The sequence below is a fragment of the Sphingomonas aracearum genome (assembly GCF_003345355.1).
Lineage (GTDB): Bacteria > Pseudomonadota > Alphaproteobacteria > Sphingomonadales > Sphingomonadaceae > Sphingomonas > Sphingomonas aracearum.
The window spans coordinates 1131354-1155587 of the sequence record NZ_QQNB01000002.1 but is presented as its reverse complement, the minus strand read 5'-3'; the positions used below and the strand labels follow the sequence as shown (position 1 = coordinate 1155587).

Annotated in this window: 25 protein-coding genes; 16 read left to right on the top strand and 9 right to left on the bottom strand. The window is 70.2% G+C overall.

Features of this window, described 5'->3' with window-relative positions:
- The first annotated feature begins 48 nt into the window (after positions 1–48).
- The 6 genes from DVW87_RS12755 to DVW87_RS12730 all read left to right on the top strand — a co-directional run bounded on the left by DVW87_RS12755 (position 49) and on the right by DVW87_RS12730 (position 7717).
- The gene (locus tag DVW87_RS12755; RefSeq protein ID WP_114688105.1) at positions 49–2400 is read left to right on the top strand and encodes a DNA translocase FtsK; all 2352 of its coding nucleotides are present in this window, start codon (positions 49–51) and stop codon (positions 2398–2400) included.
- Positions 2401–2638: 238 nt separating this feature from the next.
- Positions 2639–3655 carry an LLM class flavin-dependent oxidoreductase gene (locus DVW87_RS12750; protein ID WP_114688104.1) on the top strand — a complete coding sequence of 339 codons (1017 nt, stop codon included), beginning with the start codon at positions 2639–2641 and terminating at the stop codon, positions 3653–3655.
- Between the two features lie 65 nt (positions 3656–3720).
- Positions 3721–4329 carry a LolA family protein gene (locus DVW87_RS12745; RefSeq protein WP_114688232.1) on the top strand — a complete coding sequence of 203 codons (609 nt, stop codon included), beginning with the start codon at positions 3721–3723 and terminating at the stop codon, positions 4327–4329.
- A gap of 614 nt (positions 4330–4943) precedes the next feature.
- Positions 4944–5738: an exodeoxyribonuclease III gene (locus DVW87_RS18340; protein ID WP_114688103.1), complete on the top strand. Its 795-nt coding sequence runs from the start codon at positions 4944–4946 to the stop codon at positions 5736–5738.
- The gene (ribA, locus tag DVW87_RS12735) at positions 5735–6808 is read left to right on the top strand and encodes a GTP cyclohydrolase II (protein ID WP_239017879.1); all 1074 of its coding nucleotides are present in this window, start codon (positions 5735–5737) and stop codon (positions 6806–6808) included. The genes DVW87_RS18340 and ribA overlap by 4 nt, the downstream gene beginning before the upstream one ends.
- A gap of 90 nt (positions 6809–6898) precedes the next feature.
- Positions 6899–7717 (top strand): ferredoxin--NADP reductase, encoded by an 819-nt coding sequence (locus tag DVW87_RS12730; protein WP_114688101.1) that lies wholly within the window; start codon positions 6899–6901, stop codon positions 7715–7717.
- Between the two features lie 3 nt (positions 7718–7720).
- Here the strand turns inward: DVW87_RS12730 and DVW87_RS12725 are convergent, their stop codons facing one another.
- Genes DVW87_RS12725 through hemC form a run of 3 tightly spaced genes read right to left on the bottom strand, consistent with a single transcriptional unit; the run spans position 7721 to position 10246 of the window.
- Complete coding sequence (locus DVW87_RS12725) at positions 7721–8662, bottom strand: MICOS complex subunit MIC60 (protein ID WP_239017878.1); 942 nt, start codon at positions 8660–8662, stop codon at positions 7721–7723.
- A gap of 31 nt (positions 8663–8693) precedes the next feature.
- On the bottom strand, positions 8694–9344 hold the full coding sequence (locus DVW87_RS12720; RefSeq protein WP_114688100.1) for a uroporphyrinogen-III synthase: 651 nt from the start codon (positions 9342–9344) through the stop codon (positions 8694–8696).
- Entirely contained in the window at positions 9341–10246 is a 906-nt protein-coding gene (hemC, locus tag DVW87_RS12715; protein WP_181814822.1) for a hydroxymethylbilane synthase, read from the bottom strand. Before hemC ends, DVW87_RS12720 begins: the two co-directional genes overlap by 4 nt.
- 77 nt (positions 10247–10323) lie before the next feature.
- On the opposite strand from hemC, the gene tsaD reads away from it, so the two are divergent.
- The 6 genes from tsaD to phbB are packed head-to-tail and all read left to right on the top strand — an operon-like array spanning position 10324 to position 16836.
- Positions 10324–11349 (top strand): tRNA (adenosine(37)-N6)-threonylcarbamoyltransferase complex transferase subunit TsaD, encoded by a 1026-nt coding sequence (gene tsaD / locus DVW87_RS12710; RefSeq protein ID WP_114688098.1) that lies wholly within the window; start codon positions 10324–10326, stop codon positions 11347–11349.
- On the top strand, positions 11346–12320 hold the full coding sequence (locus DVW87_RS12705; RefSeq protein ID WP_114688097.1) for an NAD(P)H-dependent glycerol-3-phosphate dehydrogenase: 975 nt from the start codon (positions 11346–11348) through the stop codon (positions 12318–12320). Before tsaD ends, DVW87_RS12705 begins: the two co-directional genes overlap by 4 nt.
- Positions 12320–12859, top strand: coding sequence for a DUF1697 domain-containing protein (locus DVW87_RS12700; protein ID WP_147276271.1), 540 nt, complete (start codon positions 12320–12322; stop codon positions 12857–12859). Before DVW87_RS12705 ends, DVW87_RS12700 begins: the two co-directional genes overlap by 1 nt.
- A complete protein-coding gene (locus DVW87_RS12695) occupies positions 12856–15072 on the top strand; it encodes a xanthine dehydrogenase family protein molybdopterin-binding subunit (protein ID WP_114688095.1) in 2217 nt (738 codons plus the stop codon). The genes DVW87_RS12700 and DVW87_RS12695 overlap by 4 nt, the downstream gene beginning before the upstream one ends.
- The gene (gene hemH / locus DVW87_RS12690) at positions 15069–16076 is read left to right on the top strand and encodes a ferrochelatase (protein ID WP_114688094.1); all 1008 of its coding nucleotides are present in this window, start codon (positions 15069–15071) and stop codon (positions 16074–16076) included. Before DVW87_RS12695 ends, hemH begins: the two co-directional genes overlap by 4 nt.
- Before the next feature lie 37 nt (positions 16077–16113).
- The gene (gene phbB / locus DVW87_RS12685; protein ID WP_114688093.1) at positions 16114–16836 is read left to right on the top strand and encodes an acetoacetyl-CoA reductase; all 723 of its coding nucleotides are present in this window, start codon (positions 16114–16116) and stop codon (positions 16834–16836) included.
- Between the two features lie 486 nt (positions 16837–17322).
- Here phbB and DVW87_RS12680 read toward each other — a convergent pair whose 3' ends face one another.
- A complete protein-coding gene (locus DVW87_RS12680; RefSeq protein WP_114688092.1) occupies positions 17323–17673 on the bottom strand; it encodes a glycine zipper 2TM domain-containing protein in 351 nt (116 codons plus the stop codon).
- A 171-nt stretch (positions 17674–17844) separates the two neighbouring features.
- Here DVW87_RS12680 and DVW87_RS12675 point away from each other — a divergent pair, with 171 nt between their 5' ends.
- The gene (locus DVW87_RS12675) at positions 17845–18840 is read left to right on the top strand and encodes an esterase-like activity of phytase family protein (RefSeq protein ID WP_239017877.1); all 996 of its coding nucleotides are present in this window, start codon (positions 17845–17847) and stop codon (positions 18838–18840) included.
- A 40-nt stretch (positions 18841–18880) separates the two neighbouring features.
- On the opposite strand, the gene rpmB is transcribed toward DVW87_RS12675, so the two are convergent.
- A complete protein-coding gene (gene rpmB / locus DVW87_RS12670; RefSeq protein ID WP_114688090.1) occupies positions 18881–19174 on the bottom strand; it encodes a 50S ribosomal protein L28 in 294 nt (97 codons plus the stop codon).
- Positions 19175–19339: 165 nt separating this feature from the next.
- Between rpmB and DVW87_RS12665 the strand changes: the two genes are divergently transcribed.
- A complete protein-coding gene (locus DVW87_RS12665) occupies positions 19340–19573 on the top strand; it encodes a hypothetical protein (protein ID WP_114688089.1) in 234 nt (77 codons plus the stop codon).
- 59 nt (positions 19574–19632) lie between these two features.
- Positions 19633–20061, top strand: a complete 429-nt coding sequence (locus DVW87_RS12660) for a nucleoside deaminase (protein WP_114688088.1) — start codon at positions 19633–19635, stop codon at positions 20059–20061.
- A gap of 43 nt (positions 20062–20104) precedes the next feature.
- Here the strand turns inward: DVW87_RS12660 and DVW87_RS12655 are convergent, their stop codons facing one another.
- A complete protein-coding gene (locus DVW87_RS12655) occupies positions 20105–20782 on the bottom strand; it encodes a YiaD family glycine zipper/OmpA-like lipoprotein (protein WP_114688087.1) in 678 nt (225 codons plus the stop codon).
- A gap of 143 nt (positions 20783–20925) precedes the next feature.
- Between DVW87_RS12655 and DVW87_RS12650 the strand changes: the two genes are divergently transcribed.
- The gene (locus DVW87_RS12650) at positions 20926–22245 is read left to right on the top strand and encodes a hemolysin family protein (protein WP_114688086.1); all 1320 of its coding nucleotides are present in this window, start codon (positions 20926–20928) and stop codon (positions 22243–22245) included.
- Between the two features lie 268 nt (positions 22246–22513).
- Here DVW87_RS12650 and DVW87_RS12645 read toward each other — a convergent pair whose 3' ends face one another.
- From DVW87_RS12645 to DVW87_RS12635, 3 genes are all read right to left on the bottom strand, one after another.
- Complete coding sequence (locus DVW87_RS12645) at positions 22514–22843, bottom strand: MerR family transcriptional regulator (protein ID WP_114688085.1); 330 nt, start codon at positions 22841–22843, stop codon at positions 22514–22516.
- A gap of 3 nt (positions 22844–22846) precedes the next feature.
- A complete protein-coding gene (locus DVW87_RS12640; protein ID WP_114688084.1) occupies positions 22847–23146 on the bottom strand; it encodes an integration host factor subunit alpha in 300 nt (99 codons plus the stop codon).
- Positions 23147–23260: 114 nt separating this feature from the next.
- Complete coding sequence (locus DVW87_RS12635) at positions 23261–24229, bottom strand: beta-ketoacyl-ACP synthase III (RefSeq protein ID WP_114688083.1); 969 nt, start codon at positions 24227–24229, stop codon at positions 23261–23263.
- Positions 24230–24234: the final 5 nt, after the last annotated feature.

The window sequence follows — 24234 nt, the reverse complement described above, 5'->3', positions numbered from 1 at the left end:
CCCATGGGACATTGTCGCGAACGAATAGCGGACATTTCGGGGGTTTCGATGGCGAGCCGTGCGCAGCCGGCGCTTTGGCGTGAGACGGTGAAGGCGAGTGCCGTGCGCAGCACCGCCATGCTGGCGGCGATCGCGCTTTACCTGGCGGCGATCGCGGCCACCATCGCGCTGGCGAGCTATCATTCCGGCGATCCGTCGCTCAACACCGCCGCTGGTGGGCCGGCGCGCAACTGGCTGGGGCTGCCCGGCGCGTGGTTTGCCGACCTTGCCTTTGCCCTGTTCGGGCCGGCGGTGGTGCTGCTGCTGCCGACCTTGCCGATCCTCGCCACCCGTTTGTGGCGCGGCGTGCCGGTGGGGCGCTGGCAGCGGATGACGCTGGGCGCGATGCTGGGGTCGGGACTGGTCGGCACGGCGCTCGCCTTCGTGTCCGATGCCTCGGTGCTGGCGTTGCCCGCGGGCTGGGGCGGGGTGTTCGGGCTCGCCGTGGCCGATCTCCTGCGCTGGGCGATCGGCTTCATCCCGGATGCAACCGCGGTGACATGGACGGCCCGCGCGGTGGGGCTGCTCGTGGCGATCACCGGCGCGGTGGTGTGGGCGCGCAGCCTGGAGATCGGCTTCGGAGACTGGCGCTCGCGCCTTCCTTCCGGGCTGCCGCGGGGCATGAAGATCACGCCGATGGACGTGCTGGAGCGCGACGTCGCCGGGATTGGAGCCGAGGAGGATTACGAGGACGAGGAAGAGGAGGGCGACGCCCCCGTCCTGCGCGAGAACCCGCAGCCGCGCGCGGTTGCCGTGCCGGACACGCGGCCCGGCCCGAAGATCGCCGACCGCCAGCTCGCCCCTTCCGCCGCCAAGCCCAGGAACAAGCAGGAACGGCTGGACCTGCGCGACAATTACGTGCTGCCCGGCCTCGAGCTGTTGAAGCCCACGCCGCCTTCCACCGGCAACCAGATCGACAAGGCCTCGCTGGAGCGCAATGCGCGGCTGCTCGAATCGGTGCTGGACGACTTCAAGGTGCGCGGCCGCATCGTGGAGGTGCGCCCCGGCCCGGTGGTCACCATGTACGAGCTGGAGCCGGAAAGCGGCATCAAGGCCAGCCGCGTGATCGCGCTCAGCGACGACATCGCGCGCAACATGTCCGCCGTCTCCGCGCGCGTCGCGACCATTCCCGGCCGCACCGTCATCGGCATCGAGCTGCCCAACCAGCGCCGCGAGACGGTGGGCCTGCACGAACTGGTCGCCTCGCAGAGCTTCGAGGACCAGGCCGCCAGCCTGCCCCTGATCCTGGGCAAGAACATCGCGGGCGATCCGGTGATCGCCGATCTCGCACCCATGCCGCACCTGCTGGTGGCCGGCACCACCGGCTCGGGCAAGTCGGTGGGCCTGAACTGCATGATCCTGTCCTTGCTCTACCGCAAGACGCCGGACGAGTGCCGGATGATCATGATCGATCCGAAGATGCTCGAACTGAGCATGTACGACGACATTCCGCACCTTCTTTCCCCGGTCGTCACCGATCCCGCCAAGGCGGTGCGCGCGCTGAAATGGGCGGTGGAGACGATGGAAGACCGCTACCGCCAGATGTCCTCGGTCGGCGTGCGGTCGCTCGCCAGCTTCAACGACAAGGTGAAGGCCGCCAAGGCCAAGGGGCAGCCGCTCGGCCGCCGCGTGCAGATCGGCTGGGACCAGGAAACCGGCCAGGCGATGTACGAGGAGGAGAAGCTCGAATACGAGGTTCTCCCGCAGATCGTCGTGATCGTCGACGAGCTCGCCGACCTGATGATGACGGCGGGCAAGGAAGTGGAGTTCCTGATCCAGCGTCTCGCGCAAAAGGCGCGCGCGGCGGGCATCCACCTCATCATGGCGACGCAGCGCCCGTCGGTGGACGTCATCACCGGCGTCATCAAGGCGAACCTGCCGACGCGCATCTCCTTTCATGTCACGAGCAAGATCGATTCGCGCACCATCCTGGGCGAGCAGGGCGCCGAGCAGCTGCTGGGCAAGGGCGACATGCTCTACATGCCGGGCGGCAAGGGCATCGTGCGCGTGCACGGGCCGTTCGTCTCCGACGACGAAGTGCATGCGATCGCCGACCATTGGCGCGCGCAGGGCCAGCCGGACTATATCTCCTCCGTCACCGAGGAGCCGGAGGAAAGCTTCGCGCTGGACGGCGCGCCGACCGGCGAGGACTCCGCCGAGGACCAGCAATATCGCGCGGCGATCCAGACGGTGTGCCAGAGCCAGAAGGCGTCCACCTCCTGGCTCCAGCGTCAGCTCAGGATCGGTTACAATTCGGCCGCGCGGCTGATCGAGCGGATGGAGAAGGACGGCATCGTCTCGGCGCCGGATCATGTGGGGCGGCGCGAGGTGCTGCGCGATCGGGACGGCCAGCCGGTCTGATCCTGCCGATCGTCGCTTCGCGGCAAGCAGAGGATGGCGCATCTTTTTCCCATCGTCACCCCGGACTCGTTCCGGGGTCCACGGCGCCGCGCCTCCTGAACGTCGTTGCGCGCGGTTGGGTGGATGGCGGAACAGGTCCGGCATGACGGCTCAGGCGAAACGATAGGTTTCCTGCCCTGACCTTCCGCCTGTCCCCGCGCCCCGCCATCTCCGAGCCAACACAGACAGGAACACCCCCATGAAGAAGCTCGGTTTCCTTTCCTTCGGTCATTGGTCCGCTTCCACGCAATCGGCGACGCGCTCCGCCTCCGACGTGCTGCTCCAGTCGATCGACCTTGCCGTGGCGGCCGAGGAGCTCGGGCTGGACGGCGCCTATTACCGCGTTCACCATTTCGCGCAGCAGCTCGCCTCGCCGTTCCCGCTCCTCGCCGCGGTTGGCGCGCGCACCAGGCGCATCGAGATCGGCACCGGTGTGATCGACATGCGCTACGAAAACCCGTTCTACATGACGGAGGATGCCGGCGCAGCGGACCTCATCTCGGGCGGCCGGCTGCAGCTCGGCATCAGCCGCGGCAGCCCGGAGCAGGTGATCGAGGGGTGGCGGCATTTCGGCTATGCGCCGGGCGAGGGCGAGACGGACGCCGACATGGGCCGCCGCCACGGCGAAGTGTTCCTGCACCTGCTCGAGGGCAAGGGCTTCGCCAAGCCGAACCCGCGACCGATGTTCCCCAACCCGCCGGGTCTCCTTCGCCTGGAGCCGCATGCGCCGGGCCTGCGCGAGCGCATCTGGTGGGGTTCTGCCTCCGATGCCACCGCGGTATGGGCGGCGCAGATGGGCATGAACCTGCAAAGCTCGACCCTGAAGGCGGACGAGAGCGGCGAGCCGTTCCATGTCCAGCAGGCCAGGCAGATCCGCGCCTACAAGGAGGCGTGGAAAGCGGCGGGTCACCCCCGCGAGCCGCGCGTATCCGTTTCCCGCTCGATCTTCGCGCTCGTGAACGACACCGACCGGATGTATTTCGGCCGCGACGAGAGCCAGGACCAGATCGGCGTGATCGACAACATGCGCGCGGTGTTCGGCCGCTCCTATGCCGACGAACCCGATCGCCTGATCGAGCAGCTCCGCGCCGACGAGGCGATCGCCGAGGCCGACACGCTGCTGCTGACGGTGCCGAACCAGCTCGGCGTCGATTACAACGCGCATGTGATCGAGAGCATCCTCACCCACGTCGCGCCGGCGCTCGGCTGGCGGTAAGCGGGAGCCAACTCGCCGGATGGCGGTTCAGCGGCTATTCAATGCCCAACCGCCATCCGGAGTTCATGTTGAAAGCTCTCCTTCCCCTCGCCGCCGCCACGCTTGCGGTGCCCGTTCTCGCGGCGCCCGCGACGGGCGACCTCGCCGCCGTTCAGAGCCACCTGAAGTCCGTGCAGAGCATGACTGCGGCGTTCACCCAGACCGACCGCAACGGCAAGACCCTGACCGGCACGCTGACCCTCAAGAAGCCGGGCAAGATCCGGTTCCAGTATCAGAAGGGCGTGCCGATCCTGATCGTGGGCGACGGCAAGAGCCTGAACTTCATCGACTATTCGGTGCGCCAGGTGCAGCGCTGGCCGATCGGCAACTCGCCGCTGGGCGTGCTGCTGAACCCCGACCAGGACATCAGCCGTTTCGCGCATGTCGTGCCGGGCGATCCGCGGGTCGTGTCCGTCGAGGCGGCCGATCCGAAGCATCCGGAATATGGCCGCATCACCCTGGTGTTCGTGCGCCAGCCCGCGGCGCCCGCCGGCCTCATGCTGCAGGGTTGGGTGGCGCTGGACAGCCAGGGCAACCGCACGACAATCCGCCTGTCGGACCAGCGGTTCAACGCCGCGGTCGGCGATGGGACGTTCCGCTGGACCGATCCGCGGACAAGTATTGGAAGAAAATAACGCACGTTCATCGAAGCGACAGGTTTGCGGGCCTAGAAGCGTTCTTGCGGATGCGGGGCGTTCGGGATTTTTCCCCCTGTTGCCTGAACCAACTCCTGTCCGCCTGCGTGACGAACGCTAGGTCGGCCCTCGCTCCATGCCCCCGGAGCGAGGGCCTTTCTGCGTAGCGCGGCGATGCGCTTCGTAAGCGCACCGACTCGCGCAAGCACGGGCGGCGGAGCAGCGCTCCGTCCGACGACGCGGCTTCGCCGCGGCGCCGCGTAGAGTGGCTGGCAGTTTGCAACTGCCAGACTCACTCAAGCCCGGCCAGCGGCTGCAAGCCGGCTGACGACGCGGCTTTGCCGCGGCGGGCTCAGGAGTCTTCCATCCCCTTCGCGGCTGCCGCCCCTGCGGCAGTGCTTCGATACGGGCCTTCGATACGCTGCTGGCGCAGCTACTCAGTCCCTACTCAGCACGAACGGGGAGGGGTGAAGCGGTAGTTGCCAGCGGCCGGGGATCGAACCCGCACCCTTTTGAGGCCGCGTCAGCGGCACGTCTGCCAAATTCGTCACGTCGGCGCGACGCCACCCGCACCCTAGCGCCCCCGCCCGGCACCCTCTACATCGCGTGCCGCAATGGCCGACACGCTCTCGATCGTCTCCTGGAACATCAATTCCATTCGCTTCCGCATCGGCATCGTCGAGCAGTTCCTGCGCGAAACGCAGCCGGACATCCTGTGCCTGCAGGAAACCAAGGTGATCGACGGGGACTTCCCGACCGCGCCGTTCAAGGCGCTCGGCTACAGGCACATCGTGCTGCATGGGCAGCGCATGCACCACGGGGTGGCGATCCTGAGCCGAGTGCCGATCGAGGAGGACGACCGGCTCGACTGGCAGGCGAACCGCGAGGCGCGGCATGTCGGGGTGCGGCTGCCCAACGGCTGGCGGCTGGAAAACGTCTATGTGCCCGCCGGCGGCGACGTGCCCGACCGCGAGGTGAACCCGAAGTTCGGGCAAAAGCTCGACTTCGTGGAGCGGATGACGCGCTGGTCCGAGTCGCTGGATTGCCCGACGGTCCTGACGGGCGACTTCAACATCGCGCCGCTCGAATCGGACGTGTGGAGCCACAAGCAGCTCCTGAACACCGTCAGCCACACGCCGGTGGAGGTGGAGGCGCTGAACGCGCTGCAGGCGTCGAACAGCTGGGTGGACCTTGGCCGGCGCTTCCATCCGGCGCCCGCCCGGCTGCACACATGGTGGAGCTATCGCTCGCCCGACTGGACGGTGAACGATCGCGGGCGCCGGCTCGATCATATGTGGGCGACGGCGGATGTCGCCGCCTCCGCGACGCGGCACGAGGTGTTCGAGCATTGCCGCAACTGGCTGAAACCCAGCGACCATATCCCGATCCTCACCGAGTTCGCGCTGTGAGTGGAGACGCGCCCGGAGCGCGCAAGGTCGCGCGCGCGATCGATGCGCTGCGGCGCGGCTGGGCGATCGCGATCGAGGCGCCGGGCGAGGACCGGCTGGTGCTGCTGTCCGTCGAAATGGCCGATCCCGTGCGGCTCGAGGCCTTCGCGCCCGCGGGCAAATATGCATTGCTGCTGTCCGGCGGCAGGGCGGAGACGCTGAAGCTGAGCAACCAGCGCGAGGCGGCGGACCCCGCGGCGCCGGTGATCGTCGAGCAGGCGCCCTGGCTGGACCTGCCGACCGCACTCGCGCTGGCCGACCCGCAATTCGACCTGGCGACCCCGCTCAAGGGCCCCTTCCGCACCGAGGCGGTCACCCGGCCTGCCGCCAGCGCGGCGGCCCTGCAACTGGCGCGGGTCGCCGGATTGCTGCCGGCCTTCTTCATTGACGGGATCGATCCGGAAGCGACGATCTCGCCGGCCGATATCGACGCGCACGAGGACGCCGCGCGGCTGAAGCTCGCCACCCGCGCGCGCCTGCCGGTGCTGGGCGCGGAAGGGGCGGAAATCGTGGCGTTCCGTTCGCCCGAACAGGCGGGAGAGCATGTCGCGCTGCTGATCGGCTCGCCGAACGGCCGGTCGCCGCTGGTCCGCCTGCACAGCGAGTGCCTGACCGGCGACGTGCTCGGCAGCCTGAAGTGCGATTGCGGGCCGCAACTGCATGCCGCGATCGAGGCGATGGAGGCGAGCGGGTGGGGCATCCTCCTCTACCTGCGCCAGGAGGGGCGCGGGATCGGCCTCATCAACAAGCTGCGCGCTTACGCCTTGCAGGACCAGGGGTTCGACACGGTGGACGCCAACACCCGGCTCGGCTTTGCGGTGGATGCGCGCAATTTCGGCCTTGCCGCGCAGATGCTGCGGCTGCTCGGCCAGCACGAGGTGCGCCTGCTCACCAACAACCCGCAGAAGGTGACGCAACTGGAGGCGGCGGGCGTCGCCGTGGTGGAGCGTGTGCCGCATCACCTGCCGCCCAACCCGCACAACGAACGCTATCTTGCCACCAAGCGCGACCGGACGGGGCATCAGCTCTAGCGGCGCCCAAGATTTCCTGTCTTGCATGCGGAAGCCGCGGCTTTAATGCGACCCACTCGCAAGCTGTTCGCCTGAATTGGAAAGTTCCCCGTGACCGTGTCCACCCGCTCTCCCGTCCTGATCCCCGACAGCGCCGCCTTTCAGACGGTCGCGGTGACCCAGGTGCGCCACTGGAACGAGCATCTGTTCAGCTTCGCGGTGGAGCGGCCGGCATCGTTCCGCTTTCGCTCGGGCGAGTTCATCATGCTCGGCCTGCCGGGGGACAACGGCAAGCCGCTGGTGCGCGCTTATTCGATCGCCAGCCCGTCCTGGGCGGAGGAACTGGAGTTCCTGTCGATCAAGGTGGAGGACGGCCCGCTGACCTCGAAGCTGCAGGCGATCGAGCCGGGCGACCAGCTCTATCTCGGCAAGAAGCCGACGGGGACGCTGGTGGCGGATGCGCTGCTCGGCGGCAGGCGGCTGTTCCTGCTGTCCACCGGCACCGGCCTTGCGCCGTTCCTCAGCCTGGCGCGCGACCCGGAGATCTACGAGCGGTTCGAGCAGGTGGTGGTGGTGCATTCGGTGCGCCGGGTCAGCGATCTCGCGTTCCACGACGAGCAGAACGAATTGTGGGTCAGCGATCCGCTGGTCGGCGACGAGGCGGGCCTGCGCTTCCATTACGTGCCCACCGTCACGCGCGAGCCGTTCCATACGACGGGTCGCATCGGCGACCTGCTGGAATCCGGCGCGTTCTTCCCGGAAAAGCTCGCCGGCCCGCGCACGCTCGATCCCGAAGGTGACCGCGTGATGCTCTGCGGCTCCACCGCGATGATCCGCGACACCGCCGAGATGCTCGACGGGATGGGCTTCACCGAGGGCTCCAACGCGCAGCCCGGCACCTATGTGATCGAGCGTGCCTTTGTCGGCTGATCGTCAGCCCGCGGGCGTTGGCGCAGGCTGCTGCGCCGGCGCCGGGAGCGCCGCCGCTACCGGGGCCGGTGCTGTACCGGCAATCGCGCTGGTCTCGATCGTGTCCAGCGCGGCGCGCGCATCAACATAGCGGCGGGCCGCCGCCGTCCAGTTCTGTGCCTGTGCGGCCCCCGGCAGGCGCGCCACCTCCGCCAGCGCCGGGCCGACCTGCCCCGCTTCCAGCAGGCGCCGCGCGCGCGACAGTCGCTCGCTGGGCATCGGGGAGGCGGTGCCGGCGCGGCGCAGCACGACGAGGCTGGAAAGCTCGCGACGCAGGCTCGCCAGCCAGCCGGCGCTGCTCGCCCCGGTCACTAGGTCGGGCGCGATCGCATCCAGGCCGGCGCGCAGGTCCTCCAGCGTGACGGGGCTTGCCGCCGCCTGCCGCACGGTGGTGACCGCCGGACCCTGCGTGGCGCCGAACCGCTGCACCAGCTGGTTCTCGAGATAGCCGAGCGGCAGGCCGCGATCGATCTGGCGCCGCGCGGCAAAGGCGATCAGCATCGCCTCCGCGCGAGTGGCATTGCCCGAGGCGACGGCGGCGGACTGTCCGACCGACGCGGTGCGCGCCTCCAGGCCGGCGAGTTGCCGCGACAGCTCCCCTTCGCGCGTGGAGAGTTCGTCCAGGTCGATCACCGGCCCCGGACCGCCGGGCCTGGTCCCCTGTGCGGGGACGATCACCACCGGCTGCGCCGCGGCCGGGGCGGCGCCTGCGGTCGGCGCCTTCGTCGCCGTCCAGCGCGCATAATAATGCATCGCGGCGGCCATGGCCGCGAGGCCCAGCGCGAAGGCGAGCAGAACCGCCCAGGCGAGCCCGCGCATGCTGCGACGCGGCGGCTCGGACGCAATCGGCGCGAAGGGTGGCGGGGGCGGCGCCGGTGGCGGCAGGTCGTCGGGCGCGTCGCTCATGCCGCCCTTATCCGCGGGCGCTCGTCCGCGGTCAATCGAGCAGGCGTGCGGCGGCGTCGAGCAGCGCGGCATCGGTGGGGGCGGATGCGGTGGCGAGCGCCTGCCATCCCGTCCCCGCAACGGCGCTGGCGGCCGGGCTGATCGCCGCCAGCGCGATCGTCCGCCGGATGGGCTCCGCGACAAGCCCTGCAAGGCGCGACGCCGCACGCGGCGAATGAAGCAGCGCGAGCGAGCCGGCGAGCGGCGCGGCATCGACGTCGTCCAGCGCCTCGCTGGCATAGACCGCAATCGAGAGAACGTCCGGGAGCGACCGGCGCTCGCGCCCGCCCAGGTGCAGCAGGCGGGGCAGGCCGTGCGCCCGGGCCATCGCCGTGGCGGAGATTGCGTCGCCGTTGCCGGTCAGCTCGACCGTCAGCCCGGCCCCCCGCGCCGCTGCCGCCGTCGCTTCCCCCACGGCGACCACCGGCAGGGCGGCGAGCGCGCGCAGCTGGTCGCCGCCATGTCGCGCCGCATTGGCGCTGGTCAGCAGCAGCGCGTCGAACGCTGCCGCATCCGGGGGCGACCAGGCCAGCGGCCGGATCGCGAACAGCGGCAGCGCAAGGGCGGGCCAGCCGCGGTCCGCGACCCGGGCGCAGGTGGCGGCGTTGCCCGGCTCCGGCCGCAGCACCGCCACCGGCCTCACGCGGCGAACAGCTTGCGGACGGCGTCGGGCGCGCGGCGCAACAGGTCCGCGGCAAGGTCGCCGGCAAAGGAGAGGTCGCCCGGCTGCCCCTGCGCCTCGCCCGATACATGCGCCGCCCCATCCTCCGACAGGAGCTCGGCGGCGAGCGTCATCACGCCGTTCGCTAGGGTGGCGAGCGCCGCGACGGGAGAATGGCAGTCCGCCTTGAGCGCCGCCAGCAGCGCGCGCTCGGCCAGCACGCAGGCATGGGTCGGCGGATGGTCGATCGCGGCCAGCAGCGTGGCGGTTTCCGCATCGTCGGCGCGCGCCTCGATCCCCACCGCGCCCTGCGCCGGCGCGGGCAGCATCACCTCGGGAGGGATCGGCACGCCGGTGTCGTGCCGGCCCAGCCGCTCGAGGCCGGCTGCGGCCAGCAAGGTAGCGGCGACCTCGCCGGTGGCCAGCTTCGCCAGCCGCGTGTCCACGTTGCCACGGAACACCACGGGCACCAGATCCGGGCGCAGCCGGCGGAGCTGCGCGGCGCGGCGCGGGCTGCTGGTGCCGATCGCGGCGCCGTGCGGGAGGGCCTCGATCGCCGGCGCGCCGATCAGCCGGTCGCGCACGTCGGCGCGGGGCAGGGTGGCGGCGATCGCGATGGCGGGGGGGCGGATCGTCTCCACGTCCTTCATCGAGTGCACCGCCGCATCGATCTCGCCGGCCAGCAGCGCGCGGTCGAGCTCCTTGGTCCACAAGGCCTTGCCGCCGATCTCCGCCAGGGCGCGATCCTGCACCCGGTCCCCCGTGGTGCGGATCGGCACGATCTCCACCTCGATCGCATGGGCGGCGAGCAGCGCGTCGCGCACGAGGCCGGCCTGGGTAAGCGCAAGCGGCGATCCGCGGGTGCCGAGGCGAAGCATCTTCATCGTGTGGGCCATGGCGGATGCGGGCGGGTTCGACAAGCGGGCGACAAGCGGGTGGGAATAACGCTACAAGGCCGGCCATGCTGATCCTGGGCCTCGAATCCTCCTGCGACGAAACGGCCGCGGCGCTGGTCACCGGCGACCGCCGCGTCCTGTCCCATGCGCTTGCCGGGCAGGAAGCGGCGCACCAGCCTTATGGCGGCGTGGTGCCGGAAATCGCCGCGCGCGCCCATGTCGAGGCGCTGGAGCCGTTGGTCGCACAGGCGCTGGCGGAGGCCGGCGTGCGATTGGGCGATGTGGACGCGATCGCGGCGACGGCGGGACCGGGGTTAATCGGGGGCGTGATGGTGGGGCTGGTCACCGGCAAGGCGCTGGCCCATGCGGCGGGCAAGCCGCTGGTGGCGGTGAACCACCTGGAAGGCCATGCCTTGTCGCCGCGGCTGTCGGACCCCGATCTGGATTTCCCCTATCTGCTGCTGCTGGTGTCCGGCGGGCATTGCCAGCTGCTGGCGGTAGAGGGGGTCGGCCGCTACCGCCGTCTCGCCACCACGATCGATGACGCCGCGGGCGAGGCGTTCGACAAGACCGCCAAGCTGCTCGGCCTCGGCTATCCCGGCGGGCCGGCGGTGGAGCGAGCGGCGGCGCTCGGCAACCCGCGTGCGATCGCCTTTCCCCGGCCGCTGAAGGGCTCCCCTGAGCCTCATTTCTCCTTTGCCGGCCTCAAGAGCGCCATAGCGCGGGTGGTTGGCCAGTATAGTGCGGAGGACATCGCCGCCTCGTTTCAGGCGGCGGTGGTGGATTGCCTGCTCGACCGCAGCGCGCGCGCCATCGCCAAAGTGCCGAACGCCACCGCCTTCGTCGTCGCCGGCGGCGTGGCGGCGAACGGCGCGGTGCGAGGCGCGCTCTCCGCGTTGGCGGCGGAGCACGGCCTGCGCTTCGTCGCGCCGCCGCTGTGGCTGTGCACCGACAATGCGGCGATGATCGCCTGGGCCGGGGCGGAGCGGTTCGCCGCCGGCTTCACCGATCCGCTGGACGTGCCGGCCCGCCCGCGCTGGCCGCTGGACCCAGGCGCGGAAGCGGTGCGTGGCGCGGGGGTGAAGGCATGAAGATCGGGGTGATCGGCGGCGGCGCCTGGGGCACCGCCCTGGCGCAGGTCGCCGCGCGCGAGGGGCAGCCGGTGCGGCTCTGGGCGCGCGAGGCGGAGGTGGTCGCCTCCGTGAACGAGCGGCGCGAGAATGCGCTGTTCCTGTCGGGCGTGCCGCTGTCTTCTTCCATCAGCGCAACCGACGATCTCGACGACCTTCGCGATTGCGGGGCGCTGCTGGTGGTGGCGCCGGCGCAGCATGTGCGCGCCGTGCTGGGCGCGGTGGATTTCGGCGCCACGCCGCTGGTGCTGTGCGCCAAGGGGATCGAGGCAGGGAGCCGCCGTCTGGTCGGCGAGGTGGCGCAGGAGGTGCAGCCGGCCGCGCCGATCGCGGTGCTGTCCGGCCCGACTTTCGCGCACGAAGTCGCCGCCGGACAGCCCACGGCGGTGACGCTGGCCTGCGCCGACGAGGCGCTGGGCGCGCGGCTGGCCGACCGCATCGCCAGCCCCGCCTTCCGCCCTTACGCCTCCACCGACGTGATCGGCGCGGAGATCGGCGGCGCGGTGAAGAACGTGCTCGCCATCGCGTGCGGCGTGGTGGAAGGCGCGCGGCTCGGCCAAAACGCGCGCGCGGCGCTGATCGCACGCGGCTTTGCCGAGATGACCCGGTTCGGCCTGGCGCGCGGGGCGCGGGCGGAAACGCTGGCGGGGTTGTCCGGGCTGGGCGACCTGGTGCTCACCTGTTCCTCCACCAGTTCGCGCAACTTCTCGCTGGGCGTCGGGCTGGGCGAGGGGCGCTCGGCAGGCGAACTGCTGGCCGACCGGCGTACGGTGGCCGAAGGCGCCTTCACCGCGCCCGTGCTGCGCGAGGCGGCAGCGGAGGCGGGGGTCGAGATGCCGGTGACGGAGGCCGTCTGCCGCCTGCTGGAAGGCGCCGCCGTGCGCGAGGTGATCGCCGCGCTCCTCTCCCGCCCGCTCACGCGCGAGCGGTGATGCGCTGGGCCGCTCTCCTGCGCGCCGTCAATGTCGGGGGCACCGGCCGGCTGCCGATGGCCGAGCTGAAGGCGCTGGTCGAGGCGGAAGGCTTCGGCAACGTGCGCACGCTGCTCGCCTCGGGCAATGTGGTGTTCGAGGCGGACGAAATCGATCCTGCGGCGCTCGCCGCCCAGCTGGAGGAGGCGACGCGGCGCCGGGGGCTGACGACCGATTATCTGCTGCGCACCGCTGCCGATCTCCATCGCGAGATGGCCGCCAACCCGTTTCCGGTGGCCGCGGCCGAGCGACCGGAGCGCCTGCTGCTGACGTTCCTGCGCGAGCCGCTGGGGCAGGAGGCGTTCGCGCGCCTCCAGGCGACCCATGACGGCCCCGAGGCGCTGCACGCGACGGATCGCGTCCTCTACGTCGATTACCTCGATCGCGAGACGATGCGCGCCTCCCGGCCCCCCCAGGCCATGCGCAATGCCAGGTTCCCGGCGGTGGCCACGGCGCGCAACTGGAACACCGTGACCAAGCTGCGCGCGCTCCTCGCATGATCTCGCGGCGCGGGCTCCTGATCGGCGGCGGCGCCGGTGTGGGCCTGGTGCTCGCCTGGGCGGCGTGGCCGCGGCGCTATGCCCCGAACCTGCCGGCGATCGCCGGGGAGCATGTGTTCAACGCCTGGGTGAAGATCGGCGAGGACGGGCATGTCAGCGTCGCCGTGCCGCAGGCGGAGGGCGGGCAGGGGGTTTATACCACGTTGCCGCAGATCCTGGCCGACGATCTCGGCGCGGACTGGCGGCAGGTGGCGGTGGAGCCCGCGCCGCTGAACGCGCTGTATGCCAACCCGCTGGGCGCGGAGGAACTGCTTGGCGGCTCGCTCGACGCCCTGCCGCCGCTGCTGCGCGATGCCTGGTGGCGGCGCTCCGGCCTGCAACTCACCGCCGGGTCCAGCTCGGTGCGGGCGTTCGAGGACGACCTGCGCCGCGCCGGGGCCGCGGCCCGCGTGCTGCTGACCAAGGCGGCGGCGCGGCGCTGGGATGCCGACTGGACGAGCCTGTCGGTCTGGGGCGGTTTCGTGCGCCATGGCGACAAGCGCCTCCGCTTCGGCGAGCTGGCGGCGGAGGCCGCGCGCGAGACGCTGCCCGATCCGCTGCCGCTGAGGGGAGGCGAGGCGAACCGGCTGTACGGGCGCTCGCTGCCGCGGCTGGACAGCCCGTCCAAGGTGGACGGCTCGGCCAGCTTCGCCGGTGACGTGCGGCTGCCCGAGATGGTGTTCGCATCGATCCGGCAGGGGCCGGTCGGCGACACGCGGCTGCTGTCGGCCAACCGGGCTGCGGCGGAGCGCATCCGCGGGGTGACGCAGGTCGTCACCACCGACACTTTCGTGGCGGCGATCGCCAGCACCTGGTGGGCGGCGGATCGCGCGCTGGAGGCGCTGTCGCCGCGGTTCGAGACGCGCGGTGGCCTGGTTTCCAGCGACTCCATCGCGGCCGCGCTCGGCTCGGCGCTGAACGGGCCGGGGCAGCGCATGGCGTCGGCCGGCGACCTGTCCGCCGCCTTCAAGGGCGCGCGCGTCGTCACCGCCGATTACGCCGCGGGGCTGGCGGTGCATGCGGCGCTGGAGACGCCCACGGCCACCGCGCACTGGCAGGGCGACCGGCTGGAAATCTGGCTGCCCACCCAGGCGCCCGGCGCGGCGCGGCGCGCGGCGGCGGCCGCCATCGGGTTGAGCGAGGCCGCCGTGGTGCTGCATGCCACCCAGATCGGCGGCGGCTTCGGCCAGGGGCTCGAGCCGGGGCTGGCGGCACAGGCGGCGGTGCTGGCGCAAGCGGCCAGGCGCCCGGTGCAGCTCGTCTGGTCGCGCGCCGAGGATCTGCTGCACGACCGCTATCGTCCCCCCGCCGCCGCGCGCATGGCGGCGCGGCTGGGCACGGGCGGCCAGATCCTGGGCTGGCTGACGAAGATCGCGGCGCCCGCCACCGGGCGCGAACTGGCGGCGCGGCTGCTCGCGGGCGATCCGGTGACGAAGGCGGCGGTGGCGGTGGATGGACGCGGCGATCCCTATGCGATTGCCGGCGCGGTGCCGCCCTATCGCCTTCCGGCCGTGGCGGTGGACCACCATCCGGCGGACATCGGCCTACCCACGGGGCACTGGCGCTCCGGTGCGCACAGCTACACCTGCTTCTTCACCGAATGCTTCCTGGACGAGCTGGCGCATGCAGCGGGCAGCGAGCCGGTTTCGTACCGCATCGGCATGCTCGGCGGCGATGCGCGGCTGGCGCGATGCCTGTCCACAGCGGCGGCGCTGGGCGGCTGGGAAGGCGGGGTGGCCGGCAGCGGGCAGGGCATCGCCTGCCACAGTTTCCGGGGCAGCCATGTCGCGGTGCTCGCCGAAGCGCATGTCGACGAGGGCCAGCGGATCCGCGTGGACCGGCTGGTCGCCGCCGTCGATTGCGGGCGCGTGGTGAACCCCGACATCGTCCGGCAGCAGATCGAGGGCGGGCTGCTGTTCGGGCTGGCCGCGGCGCTGGGCGGGAGCACCGGCTTCACCGAGAACCTCGCCGATATGCGGCAGCTGGCGCAGCTGTCGCTGCCGCGGCTTGCCGACACGCCGGACATCACCGTGGAGCTGATCCGCAGCATGGAGGAGCCGGGCGGGGTGAGCGAACTCGCCGTGCCGCCGGTTGCGCCCGCCATCGCCAACGCGCTGCAATCGGCAACGGGGTTGCGCCTGCGCCGGCTTCCCCTATCGCCGGGGAACGCATGACCCCACCCGCCGACCATCCCGCCCTGCCGCCCTCCAAGATCGGCGTCCTGCTCGTGAACCTCGGCACGCCGGACGAGGCGCGCGCGCCGGCGGTGAAGCGCTACCTTGCCGAGTTCCTTTCCGATCGGCGCGTGGTGGAGATCCCGCCGATCGCGTGGCAGCCGATCCTGCGCGGCATCATCCTGAACACGCGGCCGAAAAAGTCCGCCCACGCTTATGGCCAGGTCTGGACGGACGAGGGATCGCCCCTGGCGGCGGTCACCCGTGCGCAGGCGGCGGCGCTGGCCGGCAGCTTCGGGCCGGACGTGCTGGTCGATTGGGGGATGCGCTACGGCAATCCGTCGATCGCCAGCCGGCTGGACGCGCTGAAGGCGGCGGGGTGCGAGCGCATCCTGGTGGCGCCGCTCTACCCGCAATATTGCGCAGCAACGACGGCGACGGCCAATGACAAGGCCTTTGCGCATCTCGCCACCTTGCGCTGGCAGCCGGCGCTGCGCACCTTGCCGCCTTATTACGACGACCCGGCCTATATCCAGGCGTTGAAGGACAGCGTGGAGGAGTCCCTGGCGCGGCTGGAGTTCGTGCCGGACGCCATCGTCGTCAGCTTTCATGGCATGCCCAAGCGCACGCTGGAGCTGGGCGACCCCTATCACTGCCATTGCCAGAAGACGGCGCGCCTGTTGTCGGACGCGATGGGGCGCGAGTTGATCGTCGCCTTTCAATCGCGCTTCGGACGGGCCGAGTGGCTGGGGCCGGCCACGGACACCACGCTGGCCACGCTGCCGGGCAAGGGCGTGCGCAAGGTGGCGATCGTCGCACCTGGTTTTTCCGCCGACTGCGTGGAAACGCTGGAGGAACTGGCGATTCGCGGCCGCGAGAGCTTCGAGGGGGCAGGCGGCACGCACTTCGCCTATCTGCCCTGCCTCAACGACACGCCCGGCGGCATTCAAATGTTGCAGACTTTGCTGCGCCGGGAGCTTGCGGGATGGTTGGCCTCCGCCTAGCTTTTCCCTGAGGTCAGACCACCCCAGGAGAGAATGCATGGCACGCGTTGCGATCGTCACCGGAGGCTCGCGCGGGATCGGCGAGGCCATCAGCACGGCGCTGAAGGATCTGGGGATCACCGTTGCCGCCAATTACGCCGGCAACGACGCGCGCGCGCAGGATTTCACCGAGCGCACCGGCATCAAGAGCTTCAAGTGGGACGTCAGCGACTATGACGCATGCCAGGCGGGCGTGGCGCGGGTGGCGGAGGAGCTCGGGCCGGTCGACATCGTGGTCAACAATGCCGGCATCACGCGCGACGCCACCATCCTGAAGATGACCTACGACATGTGGAAGGAGGTCATGGATACGAACCTTGGCGGCTGCTTCAACATGGCCAAGGCGGTGTTCCCCGGCATGCGCGAGCGCAAATGGGGGCGCATCGTCAACATCGGATCGATCAACGGCCAGGCCGGCCAGTACGGCCAGGTGAACTATGCCGCGGCCAAGTCCGGCATTCATGGCTTCACCAAGGCACTGGCGCAGGAGGGCGCGCGGTTCGGCGTCACGGTGAACGCGATCGCGCCCGGATATATCGACACGGACATGGTCGCCGCGGTGCCGGAGGACGTGCTGGAGAAGATCGTGGCGAAGATCCCGGTCGGTCGCCTCGGCCAGGCGCACGAGATCGCGCGGGGCGTGGCGTTCCTGTGCTCGGAGGATGGCGGCTTCGTGACCGGCTCGACGCTGTCGATCAATGGCGGGCAGCACATGTACTGACGGGCGGAGGCGCGGCGACGACCGCGCCGCTGCGAGGCTGCAAAGCAGCCAGGCAGCGCCCGGCACGGCCGGCGGGTCGCGACAGCGAACCCGTCCGACGTCACGCCGGTGGCTTCGCCATCGGCGCGGGGTGAAGGGATGACGTGGCTCGCGGGACGCCGCCGGCAAAGCCGTCGGCCGGATCGAGGCGAGCCTCGTCCGCCGGCCGGTTCGGGTTCGGCGCGAAAGGCGCCTCGCGCCTCGCGCCGAACCCGAACAAAAAGGCCGGCACCCTTTCGGGCACCGGCCTTCCGCCCTCGATACGCTACGCGAGGGACGTTCACTCCCGGATACGCAACCGCGGGAGAAACCTGGAAACTCAGGGAAGCTTCGGGGGCGGACGGCGGCGAAGCCGCCGTCGGTCGGGACGGCTTGAGCCGACCCGCCGGCCGCGCCGGGTAATCCGCTCGGGGCGGACCGGCGCGGGTCACCCCGCGCCTTTACCCGTCAGCGGCAGTATCCCGGGCGATCCGAGCGGTCGATCGCGCGGCCGGCCAGAGCGCCGGCGCCAGCGCCGAGCACGGTGCCGAGAACGTGGTCGCCGCGGCCCGCGACGCCCCGGCCCAGCAGGCCGCCCGCGATTGCGCCGACGATCGTGCCGCCGTCACCGTCCTTGCACTTCTCGCGGGCGCGATAATTGCGGTAGCCGCGATCGCGATAGCCGCGGTTGTAATAGCCATCGCGGGAGTCGCGGCGCTCGTAGCGATCGTAACGCTGCGCGGAGGCGGCAGTGACCGGAACGATCGCGCCGACACCCATCGACAGCGCGGCGGTGGCGAGAACCAGCTTCTTGAACATGGTCGTTACTCCCTCAACATTCGGTGGAAGGGGTGCCGGCGAAACTCCCTTGCCGGCGCGGCGCCCTTCCGATGCTGCCGTTCTAGGCGAGTCGCTTTGAGCCGAGCCTGAATGTGGCCGTTATCTGGCATTCATGCTTGCCAAGCGACGCGCTTGCCGGGAGGAACGCGCGTGCGCCCGCTCCTTTCCGTCCCCATCGTCCTGTTGCTGGTGCCCGGCTGGAGCGGCGAAAAGCGGCTCGACCTGCCTCGGCTGCCCGCGCGGCTCTGGGTCAGGCCCGTGTCCCTCGACGCGCAGGACCCTGCGCGCCGCCGGGTCAGCCGGCTCACCTGGCTGGGCGGCTGGCAATTGAGCGGCAGCGATCCGGCATTCGGCGGCTATTCGGCGATCGCCACGGACGGACGGCGGTTCACTTTGCTGGGGGACGGCGGCAACTGGCTGCGCTTCTCGTTCGATGGCCGGCGGATCGGCAGCGCCGCCAGTGGCGCCTTGCCCGGCGGTCCGGGCACCGGGTGGGACAAGCGCGATCGCGACAGCGAGTCGCTGGCGATCGATCCCGCCAGCGGTGCCGCGTGGGTCGGCTTCGAATATCACAACATGATCGGTCGCTTCACGCCCGGCCTTGCCAAGATAACGGCCCTGCGCCGGGTGCCGGAGATGAGGCGGTGGCCGCGCAATGGCGGGGCCGAATCATTGGTCCGCCTGCCCGACGGGCGCTTTCTGGCGCTCGCCGAGGCGAAGAAGGGCGCTCGCGGGAAGGGTCGCCAGGGCCTCGTGTTCGCGGGCGACCCGACCAGGCCGGGCCCGTCCTTCGCCTTCACCTACCTTCCGCCCACGGGATACGAACCGAGCGACGCGACCCTGCTCCCTGACGGCCGGCTGATCGTGCTCAACCGGGCGTTCCGGCTGCCCTATTCGTTTCCGGTGATCGTGACGGAGATACCGGCGGGCGCGGTCCGGCCCGGTGCGATCGTTCGTCCAACCGAGGTGGCGCGACTGGAAGCGCCCATCATCAGTGACAATTACGAAGGCGTTGCCGCCACGCGCGAGGGAAGCGACACCATCCTGTGGATCGTGTCGGACGACAACCAGTCCCGGCTGCAGCGGACCCTGCTGCTGAAGTTCCGGCTGGACCCGCCCAGCACGAAAGCCCGCGCCCTCAAGTGAGGGGCGGGCTGTTCGTTCATCCTTCGCCGAAGCGAAAGCGTCAGGCGGCGACGGCGGCCAGCTTCTTGGCGACGTCGCGCTTCAGGCGGCGCGCGCGCAGCGACAGCTTGTCGTCCGTCGTCTTGACCAGCCAGTTGTCCAGACCGCCGACATGCTCCACCGAGCGCAGCCCGTGCGTGGAAACACGCAGGCGCACGCTGGTACCCAGCGCGTCCGAAATCAGCGTGACGTTCTGCAGGTTCGGCAGAAACGTGCGCTTGGTCTTGTTGTTGGCGTGGGAAACGTTGTTACCCACCTGCCGGCCCTTGCCGGTCAGCTCGCAAATCCGCGACATTGATCGTATCCTGGCGTTGGTCGAGCACGAAGCTCGTTGAAGCCGGCGCGCATAACGAATGGCGGCGCTGCGGTCAACCGTTGCGCGTCGATGCAACCGGAAGCGTGGCCATGGGTTCGTTACGCCAAGGTAATCTAATTCGCACTCCAATCGAGGTTCCGATCGATGCGCACGCTTCTTGCTCTCGTGGGCCTTGTTGCCCTCATCATCCTGGGCCTGGTCTGGGCCGGCTTCCTGAACCTCAACGCCACGCCGGGCACGCTGCCGCAGGTGGAGGTGAAGGGCGGGCAGGCACCGACGCTGAAGGCCGACATGGGCACGGTGGATGTGGGCACCACCAACAAGGTCGTGGAAGTGCCCACGGTGGACGTGAACCGTCCGGGCGAGCCGAAGCACTGAACCTTGCAACCGCGGCGCGGGTAAGGGAGGGAAGGCGGATGTTCCCGCTCCCTCCGCCGATGCGCCGGGCCCTGGCCGCAGCGAGCGATGCTGCGGGGCAGGGGGAGGTGCCGGTGGGCGCCGTGGTCATGTCGGCGGGCGATGTGGTCGCGGTCGCGGCCAATGCCCCGCGCGCGACCTGCGACCCGACCGCGCATGCCGAGATGCTGGCAATTCGCGCCGCCGCCGCCGCGCTCGGCCGCGACCGGCTGGACGGGTGCGACCTGTGGGTGACGCTGGAGCCTTGCGCGATGTGTGCGGGCGCCATCGCCCATGCGCGGATCGCCCGTCTCTATTACGGCGCTCCCGACCCGAAGGGCGGCGCGGTGGAGCATGGCCCCCGCTTCTTCGGCCAACCTACCTGCCATCACCGCCCGGAAGTCTATGCCGGCATCGGCGAGCGCGAATCGGCGGGCCTGCTGCGCGATTTCTTCGCGTTGCGACGCTAGCCGCGTCGGCGGATGCCGGACGAACCGGCATCCGCCCGGCCGCTCAGCGCAGGTCGCTTTCGGGGATCGGCACGACCTTGATCTCGACCCGGCGGTTGGCGGCGCGGCCTTCCTCCGTGTCGTTGCTTTCCACCGGCTGCGTCTCGCCGAACCCGCGCACGCCGATGCGGGCGGGCTGAACACCGTGCGCTTCGAGATAGTTCGCGACGGAAGTGGCGCGGCGTTCCGACAGGTCCTGGTTGTAGGCGTCCGACCCGGTCGAATCGGTATGGCCGTACACGTCGATATAGGTCTTGCTGTATTCGCCCAGCACGCTCGCCACCTGGTTCAGCGTGCGCTGGAAGGCCGGCTCCACCGTCGCCGAATTGTAGGCGAAGTTGATGCCCGACGGGATGTTGAGGATCAGGTCGTCGCCGCGGCGCGTCACCTCCACGTCGGTGCCCGCGGTGCGCGCGCGCATCTGCCGCTCCTGCTCGTCCATGTACGCGCCGATCCCGGCGCCGGCGATGCCGCCGATGCCAGCGCCCAGGATCTTTTCCGTCCGGTCACGCCGCCCGCCGACCACGTCGCCCAGCAGATAGCCGCCCAACGCGCCACCGATGCCGCCGATCGCCGCCTTGGAAAGGCGCCGTTCGCCAGTTTCCGGGTCCGTGGTGCACGCGCTGGTCGCGATCAGGGCCGAAAGCGCGGTGGCCAGCATGAGCTTCGCCGAGGTTTTCACGTCTGCATCTCCCTTTGTCGCCTTCAACAAACCATTCGTCGGTAGGTTGTTCCGTGTGCGTTTTGAAGTTGGCCATTTGAACCGGGGGTGAAGCGCGCGGTTGTGCGGGGCGGCGAATCAAGTCAAAGGGGTGCGGCAGAGCAATGGCCCCGCTTCCTCCCTTTCCCTGGATCGACGTCGCGATCATCTTCGCGCTGGTCGTTCTGAACGGCGTGTTCGCGATGAGCGAACTGGCGATCGTCTCCGCACGCCGCGCACGACTGGAAGCAATGGCGCGCGCCCGGAAGCACGGCGCGCAGGCGGCGCTGGCGCTGGGCTCGGACCCCGGCAAGTTCCTGTCGGCCGTGCAGATCGGCATCACGCTCATCGGCATTCTCGCCGGCGCCTATTCCGGCGCCAGCCTGGGCGAACCAACGGCGGCGCGGCTCCAGGCCTGGCTGGGGCTCAGTTCGAGTACGGCGCAATCCGCCGGCTTTGCGCTGGTGATCGGCCTAACCACCTACCTGTCGCTGATCGTCGGCGAGCTCGTTCCCAAGCAGATCGCCTTGCGCCAGCCCGAGGCGGTGGCTGCGTTCGTCGCGCCGCCGATGCGCTGGATCGCGCGCATCTGTGCCCCGCTCGTGTGGCTGCTCGATTCCTCCAGCGCGCTGCTGTTCCGCCTGATGGGCCTCAGCCGCGAGAACGAGGACAGCGTGACGGCGGAAGAGCTGCAGATGATCGTGGCGGAGGCAAGCAAGTCCGGCGTGATCGAGGAGCATGAGCGCTCGATCATCTCCGGCGTGGTGCGCCTTGCCGATCGACCGGTACGCGAAGTGATGACCCCGCGCACGGATGTGGTGTGGGTCGATGTCGGCTTGGGCGAGGAGGGTATCCGCGAGGCGCTGCGCACTGCCGGGCACAGCCGGCTGCCGGTGGCGGAAGGGTCGGTCGATGCCGTGATCGGCGTGGTGCAGGCGCGCGACATCGTGACTGCCGCGCTGGCCGGCCAGCCGCTCGATCTGCGCCAGCTGATGCGCGCCGCCCCCGTGGTGCTCGACCAGATCGACGCGATGGATGCGCTGAACACGTTGCGGGAGGCCGAAGTGCCCATGGCGCTGATCCACGACGAATACGGGCATTTCGAGGGGCTGGTGACGCCTGCCGACCTGCTGGCAGCCATTGCGGGGGAGTTCCGCTCCGATGCCGACCCGGACGATGCGCCCAACGTGGTGGAGCGGGAAGACGGCTCGCTGCTGGTGGCGGGGACGATGGCGGCGGATGCGCTGGCAGAGCGGCTCGGCCTCGAGCTGCCCGAAGATCGCGATTACGCGACGGTGGCCGGCCTGGCGCTGTCGGTGTTCCGCCACCTGCCGGGCGAAGGCGAAAGCTTCGTGGAACAGGGCTGGCGTTTCGAGGTGGTGGATCTCGATGGCCGGCGCATCGACAAGATGCTGGTCAGCGAATCGGGCCGGCGGGACCAGTAGCTCCGGCTGTCGGCGCCGCCCGAGCGCCGTTGTAATCCCTGATCTTTTCCGATCACAGCCAGAACGAGGCAGGCGGGCGGGCGATCCGGCGGAACGCCGCTGAGACTGTCGAGCACCCTCGAATATCGCGTCGGGAGAGAAACGACCGGCTTTGGGAACGGATCGTTACGGACGGCGCCGCAAACGAAAGGCTTCGGACCGCACTGGCGATTGCCTCACAGGAGCACCACCGGCAGGTCCGTGTCGAAGCGCGGACGCGCGCTGTCCCTTAACCCAGGTCGGTTTTCAACGCGTGCGCGAGCGCATCGCGGATTGCGCGAAGAGCCAGAAGCCGGTCACCGGGCGTCTTGCCCTCGGCCGCGAGCCGGGCCTGCACGCCGGCGATCGTGTAGCCTTCGCGATTGAGCATCGCATCGATGCGCCGGACCAGGGCCACATCCTCGGGCCGATAGTGGCGGCGACCGCCGGCACGCTGCACCGGGCGGAGCTGCGCGAAACGGGTTTCCCAATAGCGCAGGATATGCGGCGCGATCCCGGTCTGCTCAGCGACTTCACCAATAGTGCGGAAGGCGCCTGCCGCCTTTTCCGCGGGGGCCACCGATCAGCCGGCGCGCACGATGCGGTCGCGCATCATCTGGCTGGCGCGGAAGGTCAGCACCCGGCGTGGCGCGATCGGCACCTCGACGCCCGTCTTGGGATTGCGGCCGATCCGCTCGCCCTTGTCGCGCAGGACAAACGTGCCGAAGCCCGAGATCTTCACGTTCTCGCCCTCGGACAGCGCCTCGCACATGGAGGCGAGGATCCGCTCCACCAGCCGGGCAGAGTCGGCACGGCTCAGCCCCACCTGTTCGTGAAGCTTCTCGGCCAAATCGGCCCGGGTGAGCGTTCCTGCGTCCGTCATGCAGCCCCTGTTGCATGGAAAAAGGTGCGGGGAACAGCCACTAACATAGTCAACGGCGAGGAAGAAGCAGGTAGTTTCGCTTGCGTAACGCCCCCGCCATCGGTTTACGGCCGCTCAGAAGCGGACAACCGCCGCGCCCCAGGTGAACCCGCCGCCCATCGCCTCCAGCACGACGAGGTCGCCCTGGCGGATGCGGCCGTCCTGCACCGCCACGTCCAGCGCCAGCGGCACCGAGGCCGCCGAGGTGTTCGCATGCCGGTCAACGGTCACCACCACCTTTTCCGGGGCGAAGCCAAGCTTGCGGGCGGTGGCGTCCAGGATGCGGGCATTGGCCTGATGCGGCACCACCCAGTCGACGTCCTCGGCGGTCAGCCCGGCGATCGCCAGCGATTCGCCCATCACCGCCGCCAGGTTGACCACGGCATGGCGGAACACCTCACGGCCCTTCATGCGGAGCTTGCCGACCGTGCCGGTGGTGGAGGGACCACCATCGACATAGAGGAGTTCGTTGTGGCGCCCATCGGCATGGAGCCGCGTGGCCAGGATGCCGCGGCCGCCCGCGTCCTCACTTTCCTGCGCCTCCAGCACGATCGCGCCCGCGCCGTCACCGAACAGCACGGCGGTGGTCCGGTCCTCCCAGTCGAGGATGCGGCTGAACGTCTCCGCGCCGATCACCAGCGCGCGACGATGCACGCCCGTGCGCAGCATCGCGTCGGCGACCTGCACGGCATAAAGGAAGCCGGAGCAGACCGCCGCGACATCGAATGCCACGCAATCGTCGATGCCCAGCATCGCCTGCACCTTGGTGGCGGTGGCGGGAAAGGTCTGGTCGGGCGTTGCGGTGGCCAGCACGATCAGGTCCACGTCCTGCGCGGTCACCCCCGCCGCCGCGATCGCCGCGCGGCAGGCCTCGGCGGCAAGCGTGGAGGTGGTTTCGCCGGGGCCGGCGATGTGGCGGAAGCGGATGCCGGTGCGCTCCACGATCCACTCGTCGGAGGTGTCGATGGTCTGCGCCAGCTCCTCGTTGGAGACGCGCCGAGCCGGCAGAGCGGAACCGGTGCCGGTGATGACGCTACGTAGCACGGGAG

Excerpts from the sequence above, each read along its gene's own strand:
- DVW87_RS12755 (WP_114688105.1), top strand. The coding sequence starts at position 49 with ATGGCGAGCCGTGCGCAGCCGGCGCTTTGGCGTGAGACGGTGAAGGCG.
- DVW87_RS12750 (WP_114688104.1), top strand. The coding sequence starts at position 2,639 with ATGAAGAAGCTCGGTTTCCTTTCCTTCGGTCATTGGTCCGCTTCCACG.
- DVW87_RS12745 (WP_114688232.1), top strand. The coding sequence starts at position 3,721 with ATGTTGAAAGCTCTCCTTCCCCTCGCCGCCGCCACGCTTGCGGTGCCC.
- DVW87_RS18340 (WP_114688103.1), top strand. The coding sequence starts at position 4,944 with ATGGCCGACACGCTCTCGATCGTCTCCTGGAACATCAATTCCATTCGC.
- DVW87_RS12725 (WP_239017878.1), bottom strand. The coding sequence starts at position 8,662 with ATGAGCGACGCGCCCGACGACCTGCCGCCACCGGCGCCGCCCCCGCCA.
- hemC (WP_181814822.1), bottom strand. The coding sequence starts at position 10,246 with ATGAAGATGCTTCGCCTCGGCACCCGCGGATCGCCGCTTGCGCTTACC.
- tsaD (WP_114688098.1), top strand. The coding sequence starts at position 10,324 with ATGCTGATCCTGGGCCTCGAATCCTCCTGCGACGAAACGGCCGCGGCG.
- DVW87_RS12705 (WP_114688097.1), top strand. The coding sequence starts at position 11,346 with ATGAAGATCGGGGTGATCGGCGGCGGCGCCTGGGGCACCGCCCTGGCG.
- DVW87_RS12700 (WP_147276271.1), top strand. The coding sequence starts at position 12,320 with ATGCGCTGGGCCGCTCTCCTGCGCGCCGTCAATGTCGGGGGCACCGGC.
- DVW87_RS12695 (WP_114688095.1), top strand. The coding sequence starts at position 12,856 with ATGATCTCGCGGCGCGGGCTCCTGATCGGCGGCGGCGCCGGTGTGGGC.
- hemH (WP_114688094.1), top strand. The coding sequence starts at position 15,069 with ATGACCCCACCCGCCGACCATCCCGCCCTGCCGCCCTCCAAGATCGGC.
- phbB (WP_114688093.1), top strand. The coding sequence starts at position 16,114 with ATGGCACGCGTTGCGATCGTCACCGGAGGCTCGCGCGGGATCGGCGAG.
- DVW87_RS12680 (WP_114688092.1), bottom strand. The coding sequence starts at position 17,673 with ATGTTCAAGAAGCTGGTTCTCGCCACCGCCGCGCTGTCGATGGGTGTC.
- rpmB (WP_114688090.1), bottom strand. The coding sequence starts at position 19,174 with ATGTCGCGGATTTGCGAGCTGACCGGCAAGGGCCGGCAGGTGGGTAAC.
- DVW87_RS12665 (WP_114688089.1), top strand. The coding sequence starts at position 19,340 with ATGCGCACGCTTCTTGCTCTCGTGGGCCTTGTTGCCCTCATCATCCTG.
- DVW87_RS12660 (WP_114688088.1), top strand. The coding sequence starts at position 19,633 with ATGCGCCGGGCCCTGGCCGCAGCGAGCGATGCTGCGGGGCAGGGGGAG.
- DVW87_RS12650 (WP_114688086.1), top strand. The coding sequence starts at position 20,926 with ATGGCCCCGCTTCCTCCCTTTCCCTGGATCGACGTCGCGATCATCTTC.
- DVW87_RS12640 (WP_114688084.1), bottom strand. The coding sequence starts at position 23,146 with ATGACGGACGCAGGAACGCTCACCCGGGCCGATTTGGCCGAGAAGCTT.